The 19,492-nt window shown below is 67.5% G+C and carries 19 protein-coding genes and 1 tRNA gene; 12 read left to right on the plus strand and 8 right to left on the minus strand.

The window, feature by feature from the left end; translation table 11 throughout:
* The first annotated feature begins 128 nt into the window (after positions 1-128).
* A tRNA-Asp gene (locus tag DIE23_RS11200) sits at positions 129-205 on the plus strand.
* Between the two features lie 131 nt (positions 206-336).
* Positions 337-801 (plus strand): GNAT family N-acetyltransferase, encoded by a 465-nt coding sequence (locus DIE23_RS11205; protein ID WP_124612189.1) that lies wholly within the window; start codon positions 337-339, stop codon positions 799-801.
* Positions 802-840: 39 nt separating this feature from the next.
* Here the strand turns inward: DIE23_RS11205 and DIE23_RS11210 are convergent, their stop codons facing one another.
* Entirely contained in the window at positions 841-1,719 is an 879-nt protein-coding gene (locus DIE23_RS11210) for a helix-turn-helix domain-containing protein (protein ID WP_124612190.1), read from the minus strand.
* A gap of 308 nt (positions 1,720-2,027) precedes the next feature.
* Here DIE23_RS11210 and DIE23_RS11215 point away from each other — a divergent pair, with 308 nt between their 5' ends.
* A complete protein-coding gene (locus tag DIE23_RS11215) occupies positions 2,028-2,453 on the plus strand; it encodes a gamma-glutamylcyclotransferase (protein ID WP_124612191.1) in 426 nt (141 codons plus the stop codon).
* Positions 2,454-2,560: 107 nt separating this feature from the next.
* On the opposite strand, the gene aceB is transcribed toward DIE23_RS11215, so the two are convergent.
* A complete protein-coding gene (gene aceB, locus DIE23_RS11220) occupies positions 2,561-4,153 on the minus strand; it encodes a malate synthase A (RefSeq protein ID WP_124612192.1) in 1,593 nt (530 codons plus the stop codon).
* Between the two features lie 67 nt (positions 4,154-4,220).
* The gene (locus DIE23_RS11225) at positions 4,221-4,982 is read right to left on the minus strand and encodes a haloacid dehalogenase type II (RefSeq protein WP_124612193.1); all 762 of its coding nucleotides are present in this window, start codon (positions 4,980-4,982) and stop codon (positions 4,221-4,223) included.
* Positions 4,983-5,135: 153 nt separating this feature from the next.
* Between DIE23_RS11225 and DIE23_RS11230 the strand changes: the two genes are divergently transcribed.
* Positions 5,136-6,041: a LysR family transcriptional regulator gene (locus DIE23_RS11230; protein ID WP_124612194.1), complete on the plus strand. Its 906-nt coding sequence runs from the start codon at positions 5,136-5,138 to the stop codon at positions 6,039-6,041.
* Between the two features lie 159 nt (positions 6,042-6,200).
* Positions 6,201-6,635 carry a universal stress protein gene (locus DIE23_RS11235; protein WP_059459679.1) on the plus strand — a complete coding sequence of 145 codons (435 nt, stop codon included), beginning with the start codon at positions 6,201-6,203 and terminating at the stop codon, positions 6,633-6,635.
* Positions 6,636-6,852: 217 nt separating this feature from the next.
* Here DIE23_RS11235 and aceA read toward each other — a convergent pair whose 3' ends face one another.
* From aceA to DIE23_RS11250, 3 genes are all read right to left on the minus strand, one after another.
* A complete protein-coding gene (aceA, locus tag DIE23_RS11240; RefSeq protein ID WP_124612195.1) occupies positions 6,853-8,160 on the minus strand; it encodes an isocitrate lyase in 1,308 nt (435 codons plus the stop codon).
* 380 nt (positions 8,161-8,540) lie between these two features.
* The gene (locus DIE23_RS11245; protein ID WP_124612196.1) at positions 8,541-10,082 is read right to left on the minus strand and encodes a DEAD/DEAH box helicase; all 1,542 of its coding nucleotides are present in this window, start codon (positions 10,080-10,082) and stop codon (positions 8,541-8,543) included.
* A 370-nt stretch (positions 10,083-10,452) separates the two neighbouring features.
* Positions 10,453-10,722 (minus strand): acyl-CoA-binding protein, encoded by a 270-nt coding sequence (locus DIE23_RS11250; RefSeq protein ID WP_044847954.1) that lies wholly within the window; start codon positions 10,720-10,722, stop codon positions 10,453-10,455.
* A gap of 147 nt (positions 10,723-10,869) precedes the next feature.
* Between DIE23_RS11250 and tsaB the strand changes: the two genes are divergently transcribed.
* Genes tsaB through DIE23_RS11270 form a run of 4 tightly spaced genes read left to right on the plus strand, consistent with a single transcriptional unit; the run spans position 10,870 to position 14,132 of the window.
* A complete protein-coding gene (gene tsaB, locus DIE23_RS11255) occupies positions 10,870-11,637 on the plus strand; it encodes a tRNA (adenosine(37)-N6)-threonylcarbamoyltransferase complex dimerization subunit type 1 TsaB (RefSeq protein ID WP_124612197.1) in 768 nt (255 codons plus the stop codon).
* Positions 11,634-12,134: a ribosomal protein S18-alanine N-acetyltransferase gene (gene rimI / locus DIE23_RS11260; RefSeq protein WP_124612198.1), complete on the plus strand. Its 501-nt coding sequence runs from the start codon at positions 11,634-11,636 to the stop codon at positions 12,132-12,134. The genes tsaB and rimI overlap by 4 nt, the downstream gene beginning before the upstream one ends.
* Positions 12,121-13,176, plus strand: a complete 1,056-nt coding sequence (locus DIE23_RS11265; protein ID WP_124612199.1) for a uracil-DNA glycosylase family protein — start codon at positions 12,121-12,123, stop codon at positions 13,174-13,176. Before rimI ends, DIE23_RS11265 begins: the two co-directional genes overlap by 14 nt.
* The gene (locus DIE23_RS11270) at positions 13,173-14,132 is read left to right on the plus strand and encodes a DUF1853 family protein (RefSeq protein ID WP_124612200.1); all 960 of its coding nucleotides are present in this window, start codon (positions 13,173-13,175) and stop codon (positions 14,130-14,132) included. The genes DIE23_RS11265 and DIE23_RS11270 overlap by 4 nt, the downstream gene beginning before the upstream one ends.
* An 18-nt stretch (positions 14,133-14,150) precedes the next feature.
* On the opposite strand, the gene thiD is transcribed toward DIE23_RS11270, so the two are convergent.
* Together thiD and lplT are read right to left on the minus strand one after the other, a co-directional pair.
* Positions 14,151-14,960, minus strand: a complete 810-nt coding sequence (gene thiD, locus DIE23_RS11275; protein WP_124612201.1) for a bifunctional hydroxymethylpyrimidine kinase/phosphomethylpyrimidine kinase — start codon at positions 14,958-14,960, stop codon at positions 14,151-14,153.
* A gap of 67 nt (positions 14,961-15,027) precedes the next feature.
* The gene (gene lplT, locus DIE23_RS11280; RefSeq protein ID WP_124612202.1) at positions 15,028-16,335 is read right to left on the minus strand and encodes a lysophospholipid transporter LplT; all 1,308 of its coding nucleotides are present in this window, start codon (positions 16,333-16,335) and stop codon (positions 15,028-15,030) included.
* A gap of 218 nt (positions 16,336-16,553) precedes the next feature.
* Between lplT and alr the strand changes: the two genes are divergently transcribed.
* The 3 genes from alr to DIE23_RS11295 all read left to right on the plus strand — a co-directional run bounded on the left by alr (position 16,554) and on the right by DIE23_RS11295 (position 19,428).
* A complete protein-coding gene (gene alr / locus DIE23_RS11285) occupies positions 16,554-17,624 on the plus strand; it encodes an alanine racemase (protein WP_124612203.1) in 1,071 nt (356 codons plus the stop codon).
* 11 nt (positions 17,625-17,635) lie between these two features.
* Entirely contained in the window at positions 17,636-19,012 is a 1,377-nt protein-coding gene (gene radA / locus DIE23_RS11290) for a DNA repair protein RadA (RefSeq protein ID WP_044847946.1), read from the plus strand.
* Positions 19,013-19,161: 149 nt separating this feature from the next.
* Positions 19,162-19,428 carry a DUF2866 domain-containing protein gene (locus DIE23_RS11295; protein ID WP_124612204.1) on the plus strand — a complete coding sequence of 89 codons (267 nt, stop codon included), beginning with the start codon at positions 19,162-19,164 and terminating at the stop codon, positions 19,426-19,428.
* The last annotated feature ends 64 nt before the right edge of the window (positions 19,429-19,492 follow it).

A 19,492-nucleotide genomic window follows, 5' to 3' on the forward strand; every position in this document is an offset into this window, starting at 1 on the left:
CTTTCACGGTGAGTACAGGGGTTCGAATCCCCTAGGGGACGCCAGGATTCAGCGGCGTTTCGTAGTAGAAGTGTCGCGAGGCTTGCAGGAACGTAACCGACGTCCTGCAGGTGACGGTGCAGAAAGCTGGAGCGGTAGTTCAGTCGGTTAGAATACCGGCCTGTCACGCCGGGGGTCGCGGGTTCGAGTCCCGTCCGCTCCGCCAAAAATGAAAAAGCCCGCCTCGTGCGGGCTTTTTCATTTGCATCGCCGATCCGGCGCCGCTACGAGAAATTCGCGATTGCATCCGCCCGCGACTGCGCTATCGTGGCGGGGTGCGTTCTTGACCCCTGCGCGATGCTCGATCCGACCGACCTGCGATTGCTGTATCAGCTCCGGCCCGCGGAGCCTGGCGATTTTCCGTTTGCCGAGGCGCTGACGCACGGCAACATGGGCGGCTATTACAAGCGCCATGGGCTCGTCTGGCGCAGCGACCTGTTTTATGCGAGCTGGCGCGAATCCGAAAACTTCATCCTGGAAGCCGACGGCGAACGTATCGGCGTGCTGCGCGTGACCGAGGAGGGCGATTCGCTGCACATCCGCGACGTGCAGATCGCAGCCGGTCATCGCGGGCAGGGCGCCGGCACCTACATGCTCGACATGTCGCATCGCTGGGCGCGCGCCCGCGGGCTGCACGAACTGCAGTTGCGCGTGTTCGTCGACAATCCGGCCGCGCGTCTTTACCTGCGCATGGGCTACCGCGTCACCGGGCCGAAGCTGGCCCAGCTCGGATCGATTCGCCACATGGTGCGCCCGGTTTGAGCACGTGACGGTACAACGCGGGGTGCGATGCCGCGACGGTCAGCGTGCAGTGCCGATCGCGTCGTCGTCGGGGGCGTCGTCGGTTGCGATGCTGTCTTCCGCGCCACGATGCTCGTAGCCGCGCAGCATGAACGCGCGCGGGCTTTCACCGAACGCGCGCCGGAACATCGCCGAAAAGGCGCTCTGGCTCTGGTAGCCGAGTTCGCGCGCGATATGCGACAGCGGACGCCCCTGGTTCAACAGCGGAATCGCGCGCGCGAGCAGCGCCTGCTGCCGCCACTGCGAAAAACTCACGCCCAGTTCCTGCTTGAACAGCCGCGAGATCGTGCGCGTGCTCGCGCCGACCTCGCTCGCCCAGTGTTCGAGCGATTCCGCATGCGCCGGTTGCGCGAGCACCGACTCGCACAGCATGCGCAGCCGCTTCTCGTCGGGCATCGGCACCGCGAGCGGCAACGGTTGGGCGCGGCTCAGCTCGTCGAGCACCAGCCCGCACAGCAGCCGTTCGCGGGTACCGCTCAGGTCGCGGGCGTCGAGCGCGACGATCAGTTCGCGCAGCAAGCCCGTCACCTCGACCACCCGGCAGGCGTCGAGCCCGTCCGGCACGGCCGACTCGTCGATATACAGCGTGCGCAAGTACGCTTCCTCGACGATCACGACCTCGTGCGTGACATGCGGCGGCACCCAGATCGCACGGGAAGGCGGCACCATCCACGTCGTCCCGGTCGTCGCAACGCGCAGCACGCCGCGCGACGCATACGCAAGTTGCGCCCACGCGTGCGTGTGCAGCGGGATCCGGCGGCCGGCATCCACCTGGCGCGCCCGGACACGCATCGGGTGGACGCGGGTCGGCGCGAACTCGGGCGGGATGTCGATGACGTCGTAGGAGTTCGATGCGTCGGCTTGGGCAGGCGGATTCATGGACGATTCGGTCGGCGCGGCGGCGATGCCGTTATTTTAGAAGGCGCCGCGCAGGCGCATGCGGCGGTTTTTCGGCCGATAATGCACCGTTCAAATGAACTTTGTATGGGGCCGCACGCGTTCCGGCCGGTGCAAGCCCGGGCCCGGGCCAGCGCGACGCGTCCTGCCGAAAAGAACCATCGTGCCGCCGGCGCGGTCTATCGATGCGGGCGCGTCTTCGCGCGAGCAGGGCCCCGGCGACGCCGGCGCCCGCGGCGCGGCCGCGACGGCCCGGCACGGCAACATCTGAATCGAAGAGGAGAACCACAATGCGCTACGTATTCGTCTACGGCACGTTGAGAGCGGGAGAAGCCAACGACATCGGCCATGCGGCCGCGCGGCACGGGATCGCCGCGCCGACGCTGCTCGGTGCGGCCGCGCTGCCGGGCGAACTGTACGATTTCGGCACGTATCCGGGCATGCTCGCCGGGACGGCCGGCCAGTCGCTCGTGTGGGGCGACGTCTACGAGATCGACGAGCAACTGGTGCCCGTGCTCGACGAGATCGAGCGCGTCTATCCGGGTGTCGACACGCTGTTCCGGCAGGAGCCGGTGACCGTCGAACTCGGCGGCCGTACGTATGCGTGCGTCTACTATCCGGTCGCCGCACATGCGGCAGCCGACCGTCCGCGCATCGCGTCGGGCGACTGGGTTCAGCACCGGCGCGAGCGGGAAGCCGCCGGCGCGTCCGCATAGCGAACCGCTGCGCCGCAAAAGGAAAAGCGCCCCACGGGGCGCTTTTTTCATGCCGCCGTGTCGTGCGACCGGCGGCGGGCGGGACGGGGGCGACCCGGTCTGGGCCGTCAGATTTCCTCGTACAGCGGCAGCGTCAGGAATTCGGTGAAGCCTTCCGACGTCGACATCTGTTCGAAGATCGTCGCGGCGCGCTCGTACGGCTGCGTGTTGCCGCCGACCGAACGCTTCACGTTGTCGAGCTCGGCGTTCGCGAATTCGCGCACGAGTTCCGCGGTGACCTTGCGGCCGTCGTCGAGCACGCCCTTCGGCGAGCGGATCCACTGCCACACCTGAGAGCGGGAAATCTCGGCGGTCGCCGCGTCTTCCATCAGGTTGTGGATCGGCACGCAGCCGTTGCCGTCGAGCCAGGCGCCGAGATAGTGGATGCCGACGTTGATGTTGTTGCGCAGGCCGGCTTCGGTGATCGGTGCTTCAGGCTGGAAGTCGAGCAGGTTCTTGCCTTCAATCTGTACGTCGTCGCGCTGCTTCGCGATCTGGTTCGGCTTGTCGCCGAGCACCTTGACGAATTCTTCCATCGCGATCGGCACGAGGCCCGGGTGCGCGACCCAGCCACCGTCGTAGCCGTCGGTCGCGTCGCGCTGCTTGTCGGAGCGCACGCCGCCCATCGCCTTGTCATTCGCTTCCGGATCGTTCTTGATCGGAATCAGCGCGCTCATCCCGCCGATCGCCGGCGCATTGCGCTTGTGGCAGGTCTTCAGCAACAGCAGCGCGTATGCGCGCATGAACGGCACCGTCATCGTGATCTTCGAGCGGTCGGCCAGGCAGAAGTCGCGGTCGTTCTTGAACTTCTTGATCGCCGAGAAGATGTAGTCCCAGCGGCCGGCGTTCAGGCCCGAGCTGTGTTCGCGCAGTTCGTACAGGATCTCGTCCATCTCGAACGCGGCGAGGATCGTCTCGATCAGCACCGTCGCGCGGATCGTGCCGCGCGGCACGCCGATTGCCTCCTGTGCCGCGACGAAGATGTCGTTCCACAGGCGCGCCTCGAGATGGCTTTCCATCTTCGGCAGGTAGAAGTACGGGCCCGAGCCGCGCGCGATCAGTTCCTTCGCGTTGTGGAACAGGAACAGCGCGAAATCGAAGACGCCGCCGGACACGCGCTGGCCGTCGACCGTCACGTGCTTCTCGTCGAGGTGCCAGCCGCGCGGACGCACGATCAGCGTCGCGACCTTGTCGTTGAGCTGGTACGACTTGCCGTTCTGCTCGAGCGAGATCGTGCGGCGCACTGCGTCCTTCAGGTTGATCTGGCCGTCGATCTGGTTCGTCCAGCTCGGCGCGTTCGAATCCTCGAAGTCCGTCATGTACGAATCGGCGCCCGAGTTCAGCGCGTTGATGATCATCTTGCGCTCGACGGGTCCGGTGATCTCGACACGGCGGCATTGCAGGTCGGCCGGCAGCGGCGCGACCTTCCAGTCGCCTTCGCGGATCGCCTTCGTGTCGGCCAGGAAATCGGGGCGTTCGCCGGCGTCGAGGCGCTTGGTGCGCTCGACGCGGGCCTGCAGAAGCGCCTGGCGGCGCGGCTCGAACGTGCGGTGCAGCGCCGCGACGAGTGCGAGCGCGTCAGGCGTCAGGATCGCTTCGTAACCCGGCTTGATTTCGCCGGTGATCGCCATGCCTTGTGGCAGCGTGATCGGGGTGCTCATGAGTCTCATCTCCTTGGTCGGTCAGTTGCGGTTTCGGTGAAGGGGGAAGGCGGCAGCGCCGCGAACGTCATGCGCCCGGGCCGGGGCGCGCGCGGTTTGCGGGTCTGCCGGACGGAGCCGGGGTGGCGAGGAATTCGAGCAGGTCGGCCATGCCGCTGCCGGTGCCGTCGGGAGGCACGCCGAGTTCCTCGGCGGGCGCGCCCGTGCGGTTGAGCCAGAACGTCGTGTAGCCGAACCATGCGGCCCCCGCGACGTCCCAGGCGTTCGACGACACGAACACGATGTCACGCGGGTTCGCGCCGAACGCGGCGGTGCCGAGTGCGTACGCGACCGGGCTCGGCTTGTACGCGCGCACCGCGTCGGCCGACAGCACGCGATCGAACAGGCCGGTCATGCCGGCGCTCTTGATCGCGATGTCGAGCATTTCCGGGTTGCCGTTCGACAGGATCGCGAGCGGCGGGCGCGGTTCGAGCGCGCGGAGCTTGCGCAGCGCGGGCACCGTGTCTGGATAGGTGGACAGGCACGCGTATTCGTCCATCAGCCGCTTCTCGGCCGCGCTATTCAGCGCGAGGCCGAGCAGGCGCGCGGCGAACCGCAGCGCGTCGAGCGTGATGTCGCGGAACGGGCGATAGCGGGCGCCGGACGGATCGGCGAGCGTGCGCAACTGCGAGTATTCGATTTGCTTGCGTCGCCACAGCTGCGACAACCGGTCCCCGTGACCAGGAAACATCTGCTCTGCCGCGGCCACGACCGCATGCACGTCGAACAACGTGCCGAATGCGTCGAAGAGGATTGCGTCGGGAGAGGAGAGTGTCGTTGTGGCCGACATAGCCTTGCGCTCCAGTTTCAGAGGTCGGGTCGATTCTATTCGTGATAACAGGTGCTAAAAAAGACGTTAATCATCACTTGATCTTTTACTTTCATATACCTAATCTTGACCGCTTAAGCTATTTGAAGGGCGAGAGCGCCGCCCTTGCGAGTCATGGACCGGTTCAAACAGATCGAAACGTTCGCCGCGGTCGCGGCGAAGGGCAGCCTGTCGGCGGCCGCGCACGCGGAAGGCGTCGCGCCGGCCATCATTGGTCGCCGCCTCGACGCGCTCGAGGAGCGGCTCGGCGTCAAGCTGCTGGTGCGCACGACGCGCAAGCTCACGCTGACCTTCGAGGGTTCGGCCTTCCTCGAGGATTGCCAGCGGATCATCAACGACATGCAGAACGCGGAGGCGAGCGTGTCCGCCGGCGGCGTGAAGGCGAGCGGCCACCTGCGCATTTCCGCGCCGGCCGGCTTCGGGCGGCGCCACGTCGCGCCGCTCGTGCCCGAGTTCAGCGGCGCGCATCCGGACGTGTCGGTCACGCTTGACCTGTCCGACCGGATGGTCGACCTCGTCAACGAAGGGTTCGATTGCGCGGTGCGGCTCGGCGAGCTGCCCGATTCGTCGCTGGTGTCGCTGAAGCTCGGCGAGAACCGGCGCGTGTGCGTCGCGTCCCCCGCGTATCTCGCGCGGCGCGGCACGCCGGCCACGCTCGCGGAACTCGCGCGCCACAACTGCCTCGCGCTGGCCGCGAACGCGAACCAGCAACGCGGCTGGGTGTTCCAGGAGGGCGACAAGGTCGTGTCGATCCGGGTGAACGGCACGATGGAATGCTCGGACGGCGCGGTGCTGCACGAGTGGTGTCTTGCAGGCTACGGCCTGGCATGGCGATCGTGGTGGGAGGTCGGCAACGACATCGCGGCCGGCCGCCTCGTCAGCGTGCTCGACGCGTTCGCGGCGCCGCCGATCGGCATCCATGCGGTGTTTCCGCAGCGCCGCCACCTGCCGCTGCGCGTGCGCCTGTTTCTCGATTACCTGAAACATACTTACGAACGGCCCGGGTATTGGGGCGAGTAGGGCGCGCCCGCCCGCGCGTTTCCGATATGAGGGCGAACCCGCTGCCGGCGCCGGTCGCCCGGTTTCGCGCACTACAATCGAAACTGGCATGCGCGACGCGCCCGGGCCGGCCCGCATGGGTTCGCGGCGCGCGCGGTGCGTCTGACGCAGGAGGGCGCGATGTTCCGGCACATCCTCGTTCCAACCGATGGTTCCGAGCTGTCGCAGAAGGCGATCGACGGCGCGATCGATCTGGCGCGCGCGGTCGGCGCGCGGGTCACGGCCTATGCGTGCCTGCCGCAGTATCCGTACTCGCCGTTTTCCGAAGTGATCATCGAGCCGCCCGCCGATTTCCGGGCGCGCAGCGAGCGCGAGGCGCGCGCGCATCTGGACGACGTGCAGGCGGCCGCGAAGGCGGCCGGCGTCGTCTGCGACAGCTGGACGAGCGTGCATCCGTCGCCGTACCTCGGCATCATCGAGGCGGCCGAACGCGGCGGCTGCGACGTGATCTTCATGGCGTCCCACGGACGCCGCGGGCTCGGCAGCCTGTTGATCGGCAGCGAAACGCAGCGCGTGCTGACCCATACGAAAATTCCGGTGATCGTCTATCGGTAGATGCGGCGCTGTGTGGCCGCGCGGGCGGCCGCACGGGAGCGCCGCTGAAAAAAGGCGCGCCGGACGAAGCCGGCGCGCGTCGTTGCTGGCGGCCGCAGCCGCGCGGCGGGTCGCGCGGATCACCACGCGCCCGCCGTCTCCTCCCTGATTGTTGTTCCGTGCAGCCGATGCCGCGCCGTCGCGTGACGGGCGGGCATCGGCATGGCGCTTTCGCGCGTTACGCGACCTTCTTGCCGTCGAAGAACTGTTCGTCTTCGGTTGAGCCGTGCAGCGCGGTCGTCGAGGCTTCGCGCTCGACCGTCTGCGTGACGGCGTCGAAGTAGCCGGTGCCGACTTCGCGCTGGTGCTTGACGGCCGTGAAGCCCTTGTCGGCCGCCGCGAACTCGGCCTGCTGCAGTTCGACGAACGCGCTCATCTGCGTGCGCGCATAGCCGTGCGCGAGGTTGAACATCGAGTAGTTCAGCGCATGGAAGCCGGCCAGCGTGATGAACTGGAACTTGTAGCCCATCGCGCCGAGTTCCTTCTGGAACTTTGCGATCGTCGCGTCGTCGAGGTTCTTCTTCCAGTTGAACGACGGCGAGCAGTTGTACGACAGCATCTTGCCCGGGAATTGCTTGTGGATCGCTTCCGCGAACTTCTTCGCGTACTCGAGATCCGGCTTGCCCGTTTCGCACCAGACGAGATCGGCGTGTGGCGCATACGCGACGCCGCGCGAGATCGCCTGCTCGATGCCCGGCTTCGTGCGGAAGAAGCCTTCGACCGTGCGCTCGCCCGTCAGGAACGGCTTGTCGTTGTCGTCGATGTCGGACGTGATCAGGTCCGCCGCTTCCGCGTCGGTCCGCGCGACCAGCACGGTGGGTGTGCCCATCACATCGGCCGCGAGCCGCGCCGCCGACAGCTTCGCGACCGCTTCGCGCGTCGGCACGAGCACCTTGCCGCCCATGTGGCCGCACTTTTTCACCGACGCGAGCTGGTCCTCGAAGTGGACGCCCGATGCGCCTGCCTCGATCATCGCCTTCATCAGTTCGAACGCGTTCAGCACGCCGCCGAAGCCGGCTTCAGCGTCCGCGACGATCGGCGCGAAAAAATCGACATAGCCTTCGTCGCCCGGGTTCTTGCCTTCCGACCACTGGATCTGGTCGGCGCGCGTCAGCGTGTTGTTGATGCGCTTGACCACGAGCGGCACCGAGTTCGCCGGGTACAGCGACTGGTCCGGGTACATTTCGCCCGCGACGTTCGCGTCGCCGGCCACTTGCCAGCCGGACAGGTAGATCGCCTTCAGGCCGGCCTTCACCTGCTGCATCGCCTGGTTGCCGGTCAGCGCGCCGAGTGCGTTGACGAACGGCTCTTCGTTGATGAGGCGCCACAGTTTTTCCGCGCCGCGCTTGGCCAGCGTGTGCTCGACGGCGATCGAGCCGCGCAGGCGCACCACGTCCTCAGCCGTGTAGCTGCGCTTGATACCCTTCCAGCGGGGATCGGTTTCCCATTGCTTTTGCAGTTCCTGTGCCTGTTGCTGTCGCGACATGATGAGCTCCTTGATGCGGTGTGTTGCCAGATCGGTCGAATCCGACGGTGCTGATGCTGTTCTCGAAGCGGGGTGGGATGCGTGCCGTTTCGCGAGGTCTTGTATAAGAGTCTAGGCAAACCGATCGAGGTGAAACAGGGGCCATCTCAGGAACTTATAAACTTTTTAATCTTTACTAATCAATGGCTTGTGATTTTCATTTCGCAATAAGAAACGATTTTTTCCATCTCGCAATTGTAAGGTTGTGCCGCGCAGCATGATTTTTTACGACGCAAAAAAATTTTCCGCATCGTGAAATCTGGCGCGAGACGAAAAAAAACCGGCGCGGGTGCGCCGGTCTGCCGGATGGGCGTGGCGGCCGTGGGGCCGCCGGGGCATGCTTACGACGCCGAATTGCTGCGACGCGGGCCGCCGCTGCGCTGGCCGTCGCGACGCGGGCCGCCGTCACGGCTGCCGCCCGGCTTGCCGCTCCAGCCGCCGCCATTGCCGCCGCCGTAGCTGCGGCCGTTGCCGCCATGACCGCCGCCCGGCTTGCCGCCGAAACGACGACCGCCGTTACCGCCGCCCGGACGGCCGCGGCCGCCGGTGCCGCGATCGTTGCGCGGGGGCGCCTTGCGCGGCTCGAAGCCTTCGATCACGTTGACCGGCAGCGGCGAGCGCACGAAGCGCTCGATGCGCTTGAGCGCGCCCTGTTCGGCGTGGTGCACGAGGCTCACCGCGGTGCCCGAACGGCCGGCCCGGCCCGTACGGCCGATACGATGCACGTAGTCTTCCGCGAACTTCGGCAAATCGTAGTTGAACACGTGCGTGATGCCCGGGATGTCGATGCCGCGGGCCGCGACGTCGGTCGCGACCAGCACGCGCACGCGGCGCTCGCGCAGCGCACGGATCGTGCGGTTGCGTGCGCCCTGCGGCAGGTCGCCATGCAGCGCGGCCGATTCGAAGCCGGCGTCGGCGAGACGGCCGGCGAGCTGGTCGGCATCGATCTTGGTCGCCGTGAAGATGATCGCCTGGTCGAGCGCGTCGTCGCGCAGCAGGTGATCGAGCAGGCGATCCTTGTGGTCGCGGTCGTCGACGTAATGAACGGTCTGCGCGATGTTCGCGCGCGATTCGAGGCGCTGCTGGATTTCGATGCGTTCCGGATCCTTCAGCAGGCGGCTCGTCAGCGAGCCGATCTTGCCGTCCAGGGTGGCCGAGAACAGCATCGTCTGGCGCGACTCGGGCGTGGCGGCGACGATCGTCTCGATGTCGTCGATGAAGCCCATGTCGAGCATGCGGTCGGCTTCGTCGAGCACGAGCATCTTCAGTTCGGACAGGTCGATGCGGCCCCGCTCGAGGTGGTCGAGCAGGCGGCCCGGCGTGGCGACCAGGATCTCGGGGTTCTTCGCGAGCAGCATCAGCTGCTGGCCGTAGGCGACGCCGCCGAGGATGCTGACCGTGCGCAGGCGCTTCAGGTGCTTGCCGTAGGTCGACGCGGCCGTGGTGACCTGCATCGCGAGTTCACGGGTCGGCGTCAGCACGAGCAGGCCCGGGCGGGCGACGGGCTGCGGGCGGCGCGCACGGCGGTCGCCCTGGTTCGGTTCACGCGGCGCGCGCGGTTGCTGCGCCTGCGCCTTCTGGAGCTGCGCGAAACGTTCGATCGCGGGCAGCATGAATGCGGCCGTCTTGCCCGAACCGGTCGGGCTCGACACCAGCAGGTCCCGACCGGCGATGCCGGCCGGAATCGCGCGCTGCTGGACCGGCGTCGGCTTGGCGTAGCCGGCGGCCTGCAGCGCGGAGACGATCTCCGGCGACAACCCGAGCGACGCGAAAGTCGGCTCGTCCGACGCCGGTTCGACCGCGGCCGGTGCGGCGGCGTTGTCGAGACCGAGCGCCTGGTCGGCGATCGCGTTGAGCGGGCTGGAGTTGATGCTCGAAGTCATAACAATCCTTGAAACACAGTGGGTGAAACGTCGGCGCCAATCGCGCATACCCAAGTCGTCGGATTCAGCGAGCAAATCGGGAAACGGGTGCAATCCGCCGAACCTTCGGCGGATGAGGCATTAGAAGCTGTTTTGGGTGCGGCGCGCTTCTGGAGCGAGGCCGCCAGCCTAGTTGACGACCGCGAGGGTCGAAGCAGGAGGGGACAGGTTCTAAACCGGATTGGAGCTTAACGCTACGAGGCGTCGGGCCGGAACGGCTTGCGAGCCGAGCGCGGGAGGTGACGCAGGCCGCATTATAAAGAAATTTGCTGCGCTGCGCCACTGATTTGATTGCCTATTGCGGACTGTCTATTGCGGCGGGAGGGTCAGGTCAGGACGCCGTGCCGTTCTTCAGCGATTCGACGAGCTCGATGTATTGCTGTTTCGCCGCATCCTGGGTCGTGCCTTTCAGCGCTTCCCACGCGTCGTACTTGTACTTGCCGACGATGTCGGTGAAGCCCGGCTTGTCGCCGTGCGCGTCGCCGTCGGTCGCTTGCTTGAAGAGCGCGTACAGGCGCAGCAGCGTCAGGTTGCCCGGTCGCTCGGTCAGTTGCTTGACGTCGACCTGGGCCTGGTCGAATTGGGCGGTGAGTTCGCTCATCGTGTGTCTCCGTAAGGGTTTCAAGTCGGGCGATCTTAACAAGCGCCGCGCCGCGCGGGGTCGAGCGATCCTTCCAAACCGCCGGCCGCGCGGCGCACGCATCGCGATCGGGTCCGATCGCCCGTGGGAACGGGGCGCCGCATTACAATGTCGGCCATGACGCAAACAGTGCTCCTCGCCATCGATACGTCGACCGAATACTGCTCGGTCGCGCTGCTGCGCTCGGCTCCGGCCGATGACGCCGTTTCCACCCCGCAAACCTGGGTCCGCCACGAGCTGACGGGCGCCGTGTCGAGCACGCGCGTGCTGCCGGCCATCCAGGAGCTTTTCGCCGAATCGGGCCTCACGTTCGCCGACTGCGATGCGATCGCGTTCGGCGCGGGCCCCGGCTCGTTCACCGGGCTGCGCACCGCCACCGGCATTACCCAGGGTCTCGCGTTCGGCCGCGGGCTGCCGGTCGTGCCGGTCAGCACGCTGCTCGCATGCGCCGAGTACGCGCGATTGCGCGCGCCCGGCACGACGCGCGTGCTGGCCGCGCTCGATGCGCGGATGGACGAAGCGTACTGGGCCGACTTCGCGTGGGACGATCAGGCGGGCGACTGGCGCACGCTGCATCCGGCGTCGCTCGATGCGCCGGGTGCCGTCGGCGTGCCCGATGCGCCGTTCACGCTCGCGGGCAACGCGGCAGCCGCGTTCGGTGCACAGCTGCCGGCCGCGGCGGCCGCGGCCGTGATCGACGGCGACGCGCTGCCGCATGCGCTGGCGGTCGCGCATGCCGCGCTGCGGGCGTTCCGCGCCGGCCGTACGGTGCCGGCCGACCAGGCTGCGCCGGAGTACGTACGCGACAAGGTCGCGCAGACCACCGCCGAGCGCATCGCGGCCCGCGCCGCGCAGACGGGCGGAGCGAAGGGATGACAGGCGTATTGTTGAGCGACCGCTATTTGTCGCCGATGACCGACACCGATCTCGACGAGGTCGTCGCGATCGAGCAGGCCGCGTACGAATTCCCGTGGAGCCGCGGCAATTTCGAGGATTCGCTGCGCAACGGCTATTTCGGCGTGTGCCTGCGGCACGTGACGGGCGCGCTCGTCGGCTATTGCGTGCTGATGCCGGTGGTCGACGAAATGCACCTGCTGAACCTGTGCGTCGCCCCGGCCGCCCAGCAGTCGGGCGCGGGCCTCGCGCTGCTGCGCGAAGCCGTGCGCATCTCGCGAGCGGAGCGGCTCGACGGCATGTTGCTCGAGGTGCGGCCGTCCAATCCGCGCGCGATCCATCTGTACGAGCGTTTCGGCTTCGCGACGATCGGCCGGCGCAAGAACTACTATCCGGCGCGGCATCGCAGCCGGGAGGACGCGATCGTGATGCGTCTGACGCTGAACAAGGACGAAGGGGACGCGCATGGCGTGGGCTGAAGCAGCGCTCGAGGAAATGGGGCTCGCGCAGATCTGGGTGCGGCGCGGGCAACGTGCGGAAAGCGGGGAAGCGGGTGGAGCGGGTGGAGCGCCGGCTGCGTCGCCAGGCGCGGCCGACGACGTACCCGCCGTTGCGGCCGCAACCGTCGCGGCAACGCCGCGGACGGCGGCAGAGCGGCCTCGCGATACGCAGCCGCGTGCGACGCATGCGTTCGCACGTGACGATACGCCGCCGGTTGACGGAGCCGTGCGCGATGCGACGCCGGCCGGCGAAGCGGGCAGCGCTCCGCGTGCCGCGATCGGCGACGATCGCGCGTCCGTCAAGCCCGTGCCGGCCGCTGCCGCGGACGACGTGCCGCCGCTCACCGAAGACGATTTCGCCTGGTTCGACGCGGCGCCGCCTGGTGATCCGCTGCCGCCGGCCGAATCGCGTCCTGCCGCGACGCCGGTCGCGATGCTCGACTGGGATGCGCTCGCCGCACGCGTCGCCGGCTGCACGAGCTGCCGCCTGTGCGAGAAGCGCACCAATACCGTGTTCGGTGTCGGCGATCGTGAAGCGGACTGGATGCTGATCGGCGAAGCGCCAGGCGAGAACGAGGACAAGCAGGGCGAGCCGTTCGTCGGCCAGGCCGGCAAGCTGCTCGACAACATGCTGCAGTCGCTCGCGCTCAAGCGCGGCGACAACGTCTACATCGCGAACGTGATCAAGTGCCGCCCGCCCGGCAACCGCAATCCGGAACCTGACGAGGTCGCGCGCTGCGAGCCGTACCTGCAGCGCCAGGTCGCGCTCGTGAAGCCGAAGCTGATCGTCGCGCTCGGCCGCTTCGCCGCGCAGACGCTGCTGAAGACGGACGCGAGCATCGCATCGCTGCGCGGCCGCGTGCACACGTATGAAGGCGTGCCGGTGATCGTCACCTACCACCCTGCGTACCTGCTGCGCAGCCTGCAGGACAAGTCGAAGGCGTGGGCCGACCTGTGCCTGGCGCGCGATACGTTCCAGCGGGCGGAGGGCGTCGACGCGAACGGGCCGGCCGGACAATGACGCGCGATGCGGCGTTCACGTTCGTCGATACGCTGCACGATGCCGCGGTCCGCGATCTGGGCTGGCTCCTCGCGAGCCCGAGCCTGCTCACCGCGGCGCCCGGCGCTCCGCTCGCGCATCCATGGTCGGATGCGGTCGAGCGGGTGGCCGTCGAAGCGTGGCTCGTCGCGCTCGATGCCGCGCCCGAGCCGCTGCACCGCGCGCTCGACGGGCTGCGGCCCGTGCGACTCGGCCGCTATGCCGAATGCCTGCTCGAGTACTTCCTCGTGCACGGGCCGTCGCTGCGGCTCGTCGCCGCCAACCTGCCGCTGCGCAGCAACGGCAAGACGCTCGGCGAGGTCGATTTCCTCGTCGATGCGCCGGGCGGGCAGCGCCTGCACTGGGAACTCGCGGTGAAGTGCTATCTATGCGCACCGGTGGACGGCGACGCATCGCTGGCGGATTTCGTCGGGCCGAATCTCGTCGACCGCCTCGACCGCAAGCGCAGCCGGCTGCTCGAGCATCAGCTGCGGCTGAGCGATCGCCACGGGTTCGCGCTGCTCGGCTACGGCGCGCCGTCCGATGCGCAGATGTTCATCAAGGGCTGGCTGTTCTATCCGCACGGCGTGCCGTTGCCGCCGGTGGCCGCGGAAATCGCGGCCGATCATCCGCGCGGGTTCTGGCTCACGCACGCGCAGTGGCCGGCCTGGGCAGCCGCGCAGCCCGACGGTGCGGCTTGGAACGTGCTGCCGCGGCTGGCGTGGCTCGCGCCGCGGCGGGTGGCGGCCGACGCCGCGCCCGAACCGCTGGCGCATTCGCTTGCGTTGCCGTCCGGTTTCACGGCGCGCCAGGCGCCCGTGCTGATCGGCGTCCATCGACAGGACGGCAACGGCGTATGGCGGGAGACGGCGCGCGGCTTCATCGTGCCGGACGACTGGCCCGCGCGTGCGCAGGCGTTCGCTGCTCAGGACCACTGACGCCGCGTCAGCCGGCGCTCACCACCAGCGATGGAAGTGGTGGACGGGGCCGACGCCGCGGCCGACGTCGAGCTGGCCGCTCGCGGCGATCGCGCCGGTCAGGTAGGCCTTCGCTTCGCGTACCGCGCACTCGAGATCGGGTTGCTGCGGCAGCAGCGCGGCGATCGCCGACGACAATGTGCAGCCCGTGCCGTGCGTGTTGCTGACCGGCACGCGCGTGCCGTCGAACCGCACCGTATGTGCAGCATCGACGAGCCAGTCGGGGCTCGCGGCAGCATCGGGCAGGTGGCCGCCCTTCATCAGCACGGCGCGCGCACCGCTCTTCAGCAGCGCGTGGCCCTGCCGGACCATGTCGTCTTCGGTCGTCGCGGGCGTGTCGCCGAGCAGGGCGGCCGCTTCGGGCAGGTTTGGCGTGACGACGGTCGCGAGCGGCAGCAGCGCGTCGCGCAATGCGTCGACCGCGTCGGGCGCGAGCAGCGCGTGCGAGCTCTTCGAAATCATCACCGTGTCGAGCACGACGAAGCGCGGCGTGTAACGCCGCAGCGCGTCGGCCACCGCATGCACGATCGCCGCGTTCGCGAGCATGCCGATCTTGACCGCGTCGATGCGGATGTCGTCGAACACCGCGTCGAGCTGCGCGGTCACGAACGCGGCGTCCGGCGCGTGCACGCCGGTTACGCCGCGCGTGTTCTGCGCGGTCAGCGCGGTGATTACGCTCGCGCCGTACGCGCCGAGCGCGGAGAAGGTCTTGAGGTCGGCCTGGATGCCTGCGCCGCCGCCCGAGTCGGAGCCGGCGATAGTCAGGACGTTGGGTATCGGGTGCGTCATGATGGCAAGGCGCCGGTTCGAAGACCGGCGCCGACGGACGGAAGCGGAACGAAAGAGAAGTGTAGCGTCAGTGCCGCGATTCGCCGATCAGTGCGACCGAGTCGAACTGACGCTGGTTCGCCTGGTGGCGGCGCATCACGAGCCACATCGTCAGGCAGACGAACGTGCCGAACAGCACGATCACGACGCCGACCGGCACGTCGAGCCAGACCAGCACCGCGTACAGGCACAGCATCACGAGCACCGACAGGTTCTCGTTGAAGTTCTGCACCGCGATCGAGTGGCCGGCCGACAGCAACACGTGACCGCGATGCTGCAGCAGCGCATTCATCGGAACCACGAAATAGCCGGACAGCGCGCCGACGCAGATCAGGAAGATGTACGCGACGATCAGGTACACCGGCAGGCGCAGGTGGCCGAAGTGCACGGCCCAGTGCGACGGGAACAGGTCGCGCGTATAGAACGCCATCAGCATGACCGCGATGCCCATGATGATGCCGACGGGCAGTACCGTAAGCGACTTCTTCAGCGGGATCCGCGCGGCTGCGGCGATCGCGCCGCCCGCGACGCCGACCGCGACCACGGCCTGCAGAATCGCGCCTTCGGACAGCGACATGTTGAGCGAGACTTCGGCCCACTTCAGCACGATGAACTGCAGCGTCGCGCCCGCGCCCCAGAACAGCGTCGTGACCGCGAGCGAGATCTGGCCGAGCTTGTCGCGCCAGAGCACCATGAAGCAGTCGGCGAAGTCGGTGAGGAGCTTGACCGGGCCGCGCTCCTGCTTCGGATAGCGCGCGCCCGTATCGGGGATCCGCAGGTTGAAGATGGCGGCGATCACGTAGATCGCCATGATGATCACCATCGCCGCTTCCGCGGGCGTGGCGATCCAGGCTGGCGTGTGCGCGATCACGTGCGACGCGATGTGCGGGCTGATCAACGCGCCGCCTAGCACGGTGCCGAGGATGATCGAGCTGACGGTCGTGCCTTCGATCCAGCCGTTCGCGGCGACGAGCCGGTCGGCCGGCAGCAACTCGGTCAGAATGCCGTATTTCGCGGGCGAGTAGGCCGCGGCGCCGAATCCGACGATCCCGTACGCGATCAGCGGGTGGGCGCCGAACAGCATGATCAGGCAGCCGACCACCTTGATCGAATTGGTGATGAACATCACGCGGCCCTTCGGGCGCGAGTCGGCGAACGCACCGACGTACGCCGCCAGCACCACATAGGACAACACGAAGAACAGCTTGAGCAGCGGTGTCATCCAGTTGGGGGCGTGGAGGTCTTTCAGCAGGGCGATGGCGGCGATGAGAAGCGCATTGTCGGCCAACGACGAGAAAAACTGCGCGGCCATGATGGTGTAAAAACCTTTTTTCATCTGATGCGATGCTTTCGTCGCTGCGGCAGGGCCGCGTAGGCCGCCTGGTATGCGATCGGCTTATTCCGTTCGAAATGGGTTGTGCGCACGGCTTTATAACACGAAAATACAGCAATTCGGACTAGCAAGATTCCCCGATCGTTCCGCAAATTGTCGGCTTCGGTGCTCAAAAGGCGCGGTAAGCTGATGATTCGCAAGCGTCTTTACGTAAATTTCCCATGCCGCGCCCGATCTCCGCCACCATTCATACCGCCGCTCTCGCGAACAATCTCTCCGTCGTCCGCCGATTTGCCGGCCCGTCCAAGGTCTGGGCGGTCGTCAAGGCCAACGCGTACGGCCACGGTCTCGCGCGCGTGTTTCCCGGCCTGCGCGGCACCGACGGCTTTGGCCTGCTCGACCTCGACGAGGCCGTGAAGCTGCGCGAGCTTGGCTGGGCCGGCCCGGTCCTGCTGCTCGAAGGGTTCTTCCGCTCGACCGACATCGACGTGATCGACCGCTACAGCCTGACGACCACCGTCCACAACGACGAGCAGATGCGGATGCTGGAGACGGCGCGGCTGTCGAAGCCCGTCAACGTGCAGCTTAAGATGAACAGCGGGATGAACCGGCTCGGCTACGTGCCGGAGAAATACCGCGCCGCGTGGGAGCGCGCCCGCGCGTGCCCCGGCATCGGCCAGATCACGTTGATGACCCATTTTTCGGACGCCGACAACGAGCGCGGCGTCGCCGAGCAGCTTGCGACGTTCGAGCGCGGCGCCGCAAACATCGCCGGCGCGCGCAGCCTTGCGAATTCGGCGGCCGTGTTGTGGCATCCGGATACGCACTTCGACTGGGTGCGGCCGGGGATCGTACTTTACGGCGCATCGCCGTCGGGGCTGTCGGCCGACATCGCCGACACTGGGCTGAAGCCCGCGATGACGCTCGCGTCCGAGTTGATCGCGGTGCAGACGATCGCGAAGGGGCAGGCGATCGGCTACGGCTCGACGTTCTCCGCGCAAGCGCAGATGCGCGTCGGCGTCGTCGCGTGCGGCTACGCGGACGGCTATCCGCGCGTCGCGCCCGAAGGCACGCCGGTGATCGTCGACGGCATCCGCACGCGGATCGTCGGCCGCGTGTCGATGGACATGATCACCGTCGACCTGACTCCGTGCCCGCAGGCCGGCGTCGGCGCGCGGGTCGAGCTGTGGGGCAACGTGCTGCCGATCGACGACGTCGCACGCCATTGCGGGACCATCGGCTATGAATTGATGTGCGCGGTTGCCAGCCGCGTACCGGTGCGTGCGGAATAAGGGCAGCACGCGTGGCCAAACAGAAAACCGTCTACGTCTGCAGCGAGTGCGGCGGACAAACCCCGAAGTGGCAAGGGCAATGCCCGTCGTGCCAGGCCTGGAATACCCTCGTCGAATCGGTCGCCGAATCGCCGGCCGCCCATCGCTTCCAGTCGCTCGCGAAGCGGGCGCCCGTGCAGCGCCTCGTCGACATCGAGGCGGCCGACGTGCCGCGCTTCTCCACCGGCATCGGCGAATTCGATCGCGTGCTGGGTGGCGGGCTGGTCCCGGGCGGCGTCGTGCTGATCGGTGGCGATCCGGGCATCGGCAAGTCGACGCTGTTGCTGCAGTCGCTCGCGGACATCGCGAGCGAGCGGCGCGCACTCTATATCAGCGGCGAGGAGTCGGCCGCGCAGATCGCGTTGCGCGCGCAACGGCTTGCGCTGCTCGATGGCGGCGCACCGGCGGCCGAGTTGAAGCTGCTCGCCGAGATCCAGCTCGAGAAAATCCAGGCCGCGATCGACGCGGAGCGGCCGGACGTCGCCGTCATCGACTCGATCCAGACCGTCTATTCCGAAGCGTTGACGTCGGCGCCCGGCTCGGTCGCGCAGGTGCGCGAATGCGCGGCGCAGCTCACGCGCATCGCGAAGCAGTCCGGCACCGCGATCATCATGGTCGGGCACGTGACGAAGGAAGGCAACCTCGCCGGCCCGCGCGTGCTCGAGCACATCGTCGACACGGTGCTGTACTTCGAGGGCGACACCCATTCGTCGTTCCGGCTCGTGCGCGCGTTCAAGAACCGCTTCGGCGCGGTCAACGAACTCGGCGTGTTCGCGATGACCGAGCGTGGGCTGCGCGGCGTCGCGAACCCGTCCGCGCTGTTCCTGTCGCAGCACGAGCAGGTCGTGCCGGGCTCCTGCGTGCTCGTCACGCAGGAGGGCACGCGCCCGCTGCTCGTCGAAATCCAGGCGCTCGTCGATACGGCCCACGTGCCGAACCCGCGCCGGCTCGCGGTCGGCCTCGAGCAGAACCGGCTCGCGATGCTGCTCGCAGTGCTGCACCGGCACGCGGGCATCGCGTGTTTCGACCAGGACGTGTTCCTGAACGCGGTGGGCGGCGTGAAGATCACCGAACCGGCCGCCGACCTCGCGGTGCTGCTCGCGATTCATTCGTCGATGCGCAACAAGGCGCTGCCGAAGGGCCTGATCGTGTTCGGCGAGGTGGGGCTGGCGGGCGAGATCCGGCCGTCTCCGCGCGGCCAGGAACGGCTGCGCGAGGCGGCGAAGCTCGGTTTTACCGCCGCGCTGATCCCGAAGGCGAATGCGCCGAAACAGCCGATCGAAGGACTGAACGTGATGGCCGTCGAGCGGATCGAGCAGGCGATCGATCGCGTGCGCGATCTCGAATGATCATGCGCGGCCGGCACCCGCGCGTGTCGGCCGGCCGCGATCTGTCGCGTAATTCGCTGTAAAGATTATGTAGGCTTCTGTAACCCGCCGGACATTGCTTTTCCCTATCCTTTGCCGGATTGTCGAACCGCGCAATGCGAAGGGAACCTATGTTTAAACAGTATGGGGAAACGCCGAGCGGACGCAGTTACAACCTGCGCGGCTGCCGTGTGTCGGAGCCGATCGTTCAGCCGTGGGGCGGTGGATGCCGGATCGTCGAGTGGATCGACGACGAAGGGCGTCTCGCGCGCCGGGTCATGTCCGAGGACGTGACGGAAGCGGAGGTCGCCGCGGCGATCCGCCGGCCGACCGAAGGGCGGCGTCACCTGATGGGCGATGACGAGCAGATGCCGCGTGATACGTTGCCGCGGCGTTGAGCGGGCAGCGTGGCCGACGGACGGCCGACGGCCGACGTCAACGCGACAATGACAAAGAGGCCGG

The sequence above is a fragment of the Burkholderia sp. Bp9143 genome (assembly GCF_003853645.1).
In the GTDB taxonomy this organism is placed as follows: Bacteria; Pseudomonadota; Gammaproteobacteria; order Burkholderiales; family Burkholderiaceae; genus Burkholderia.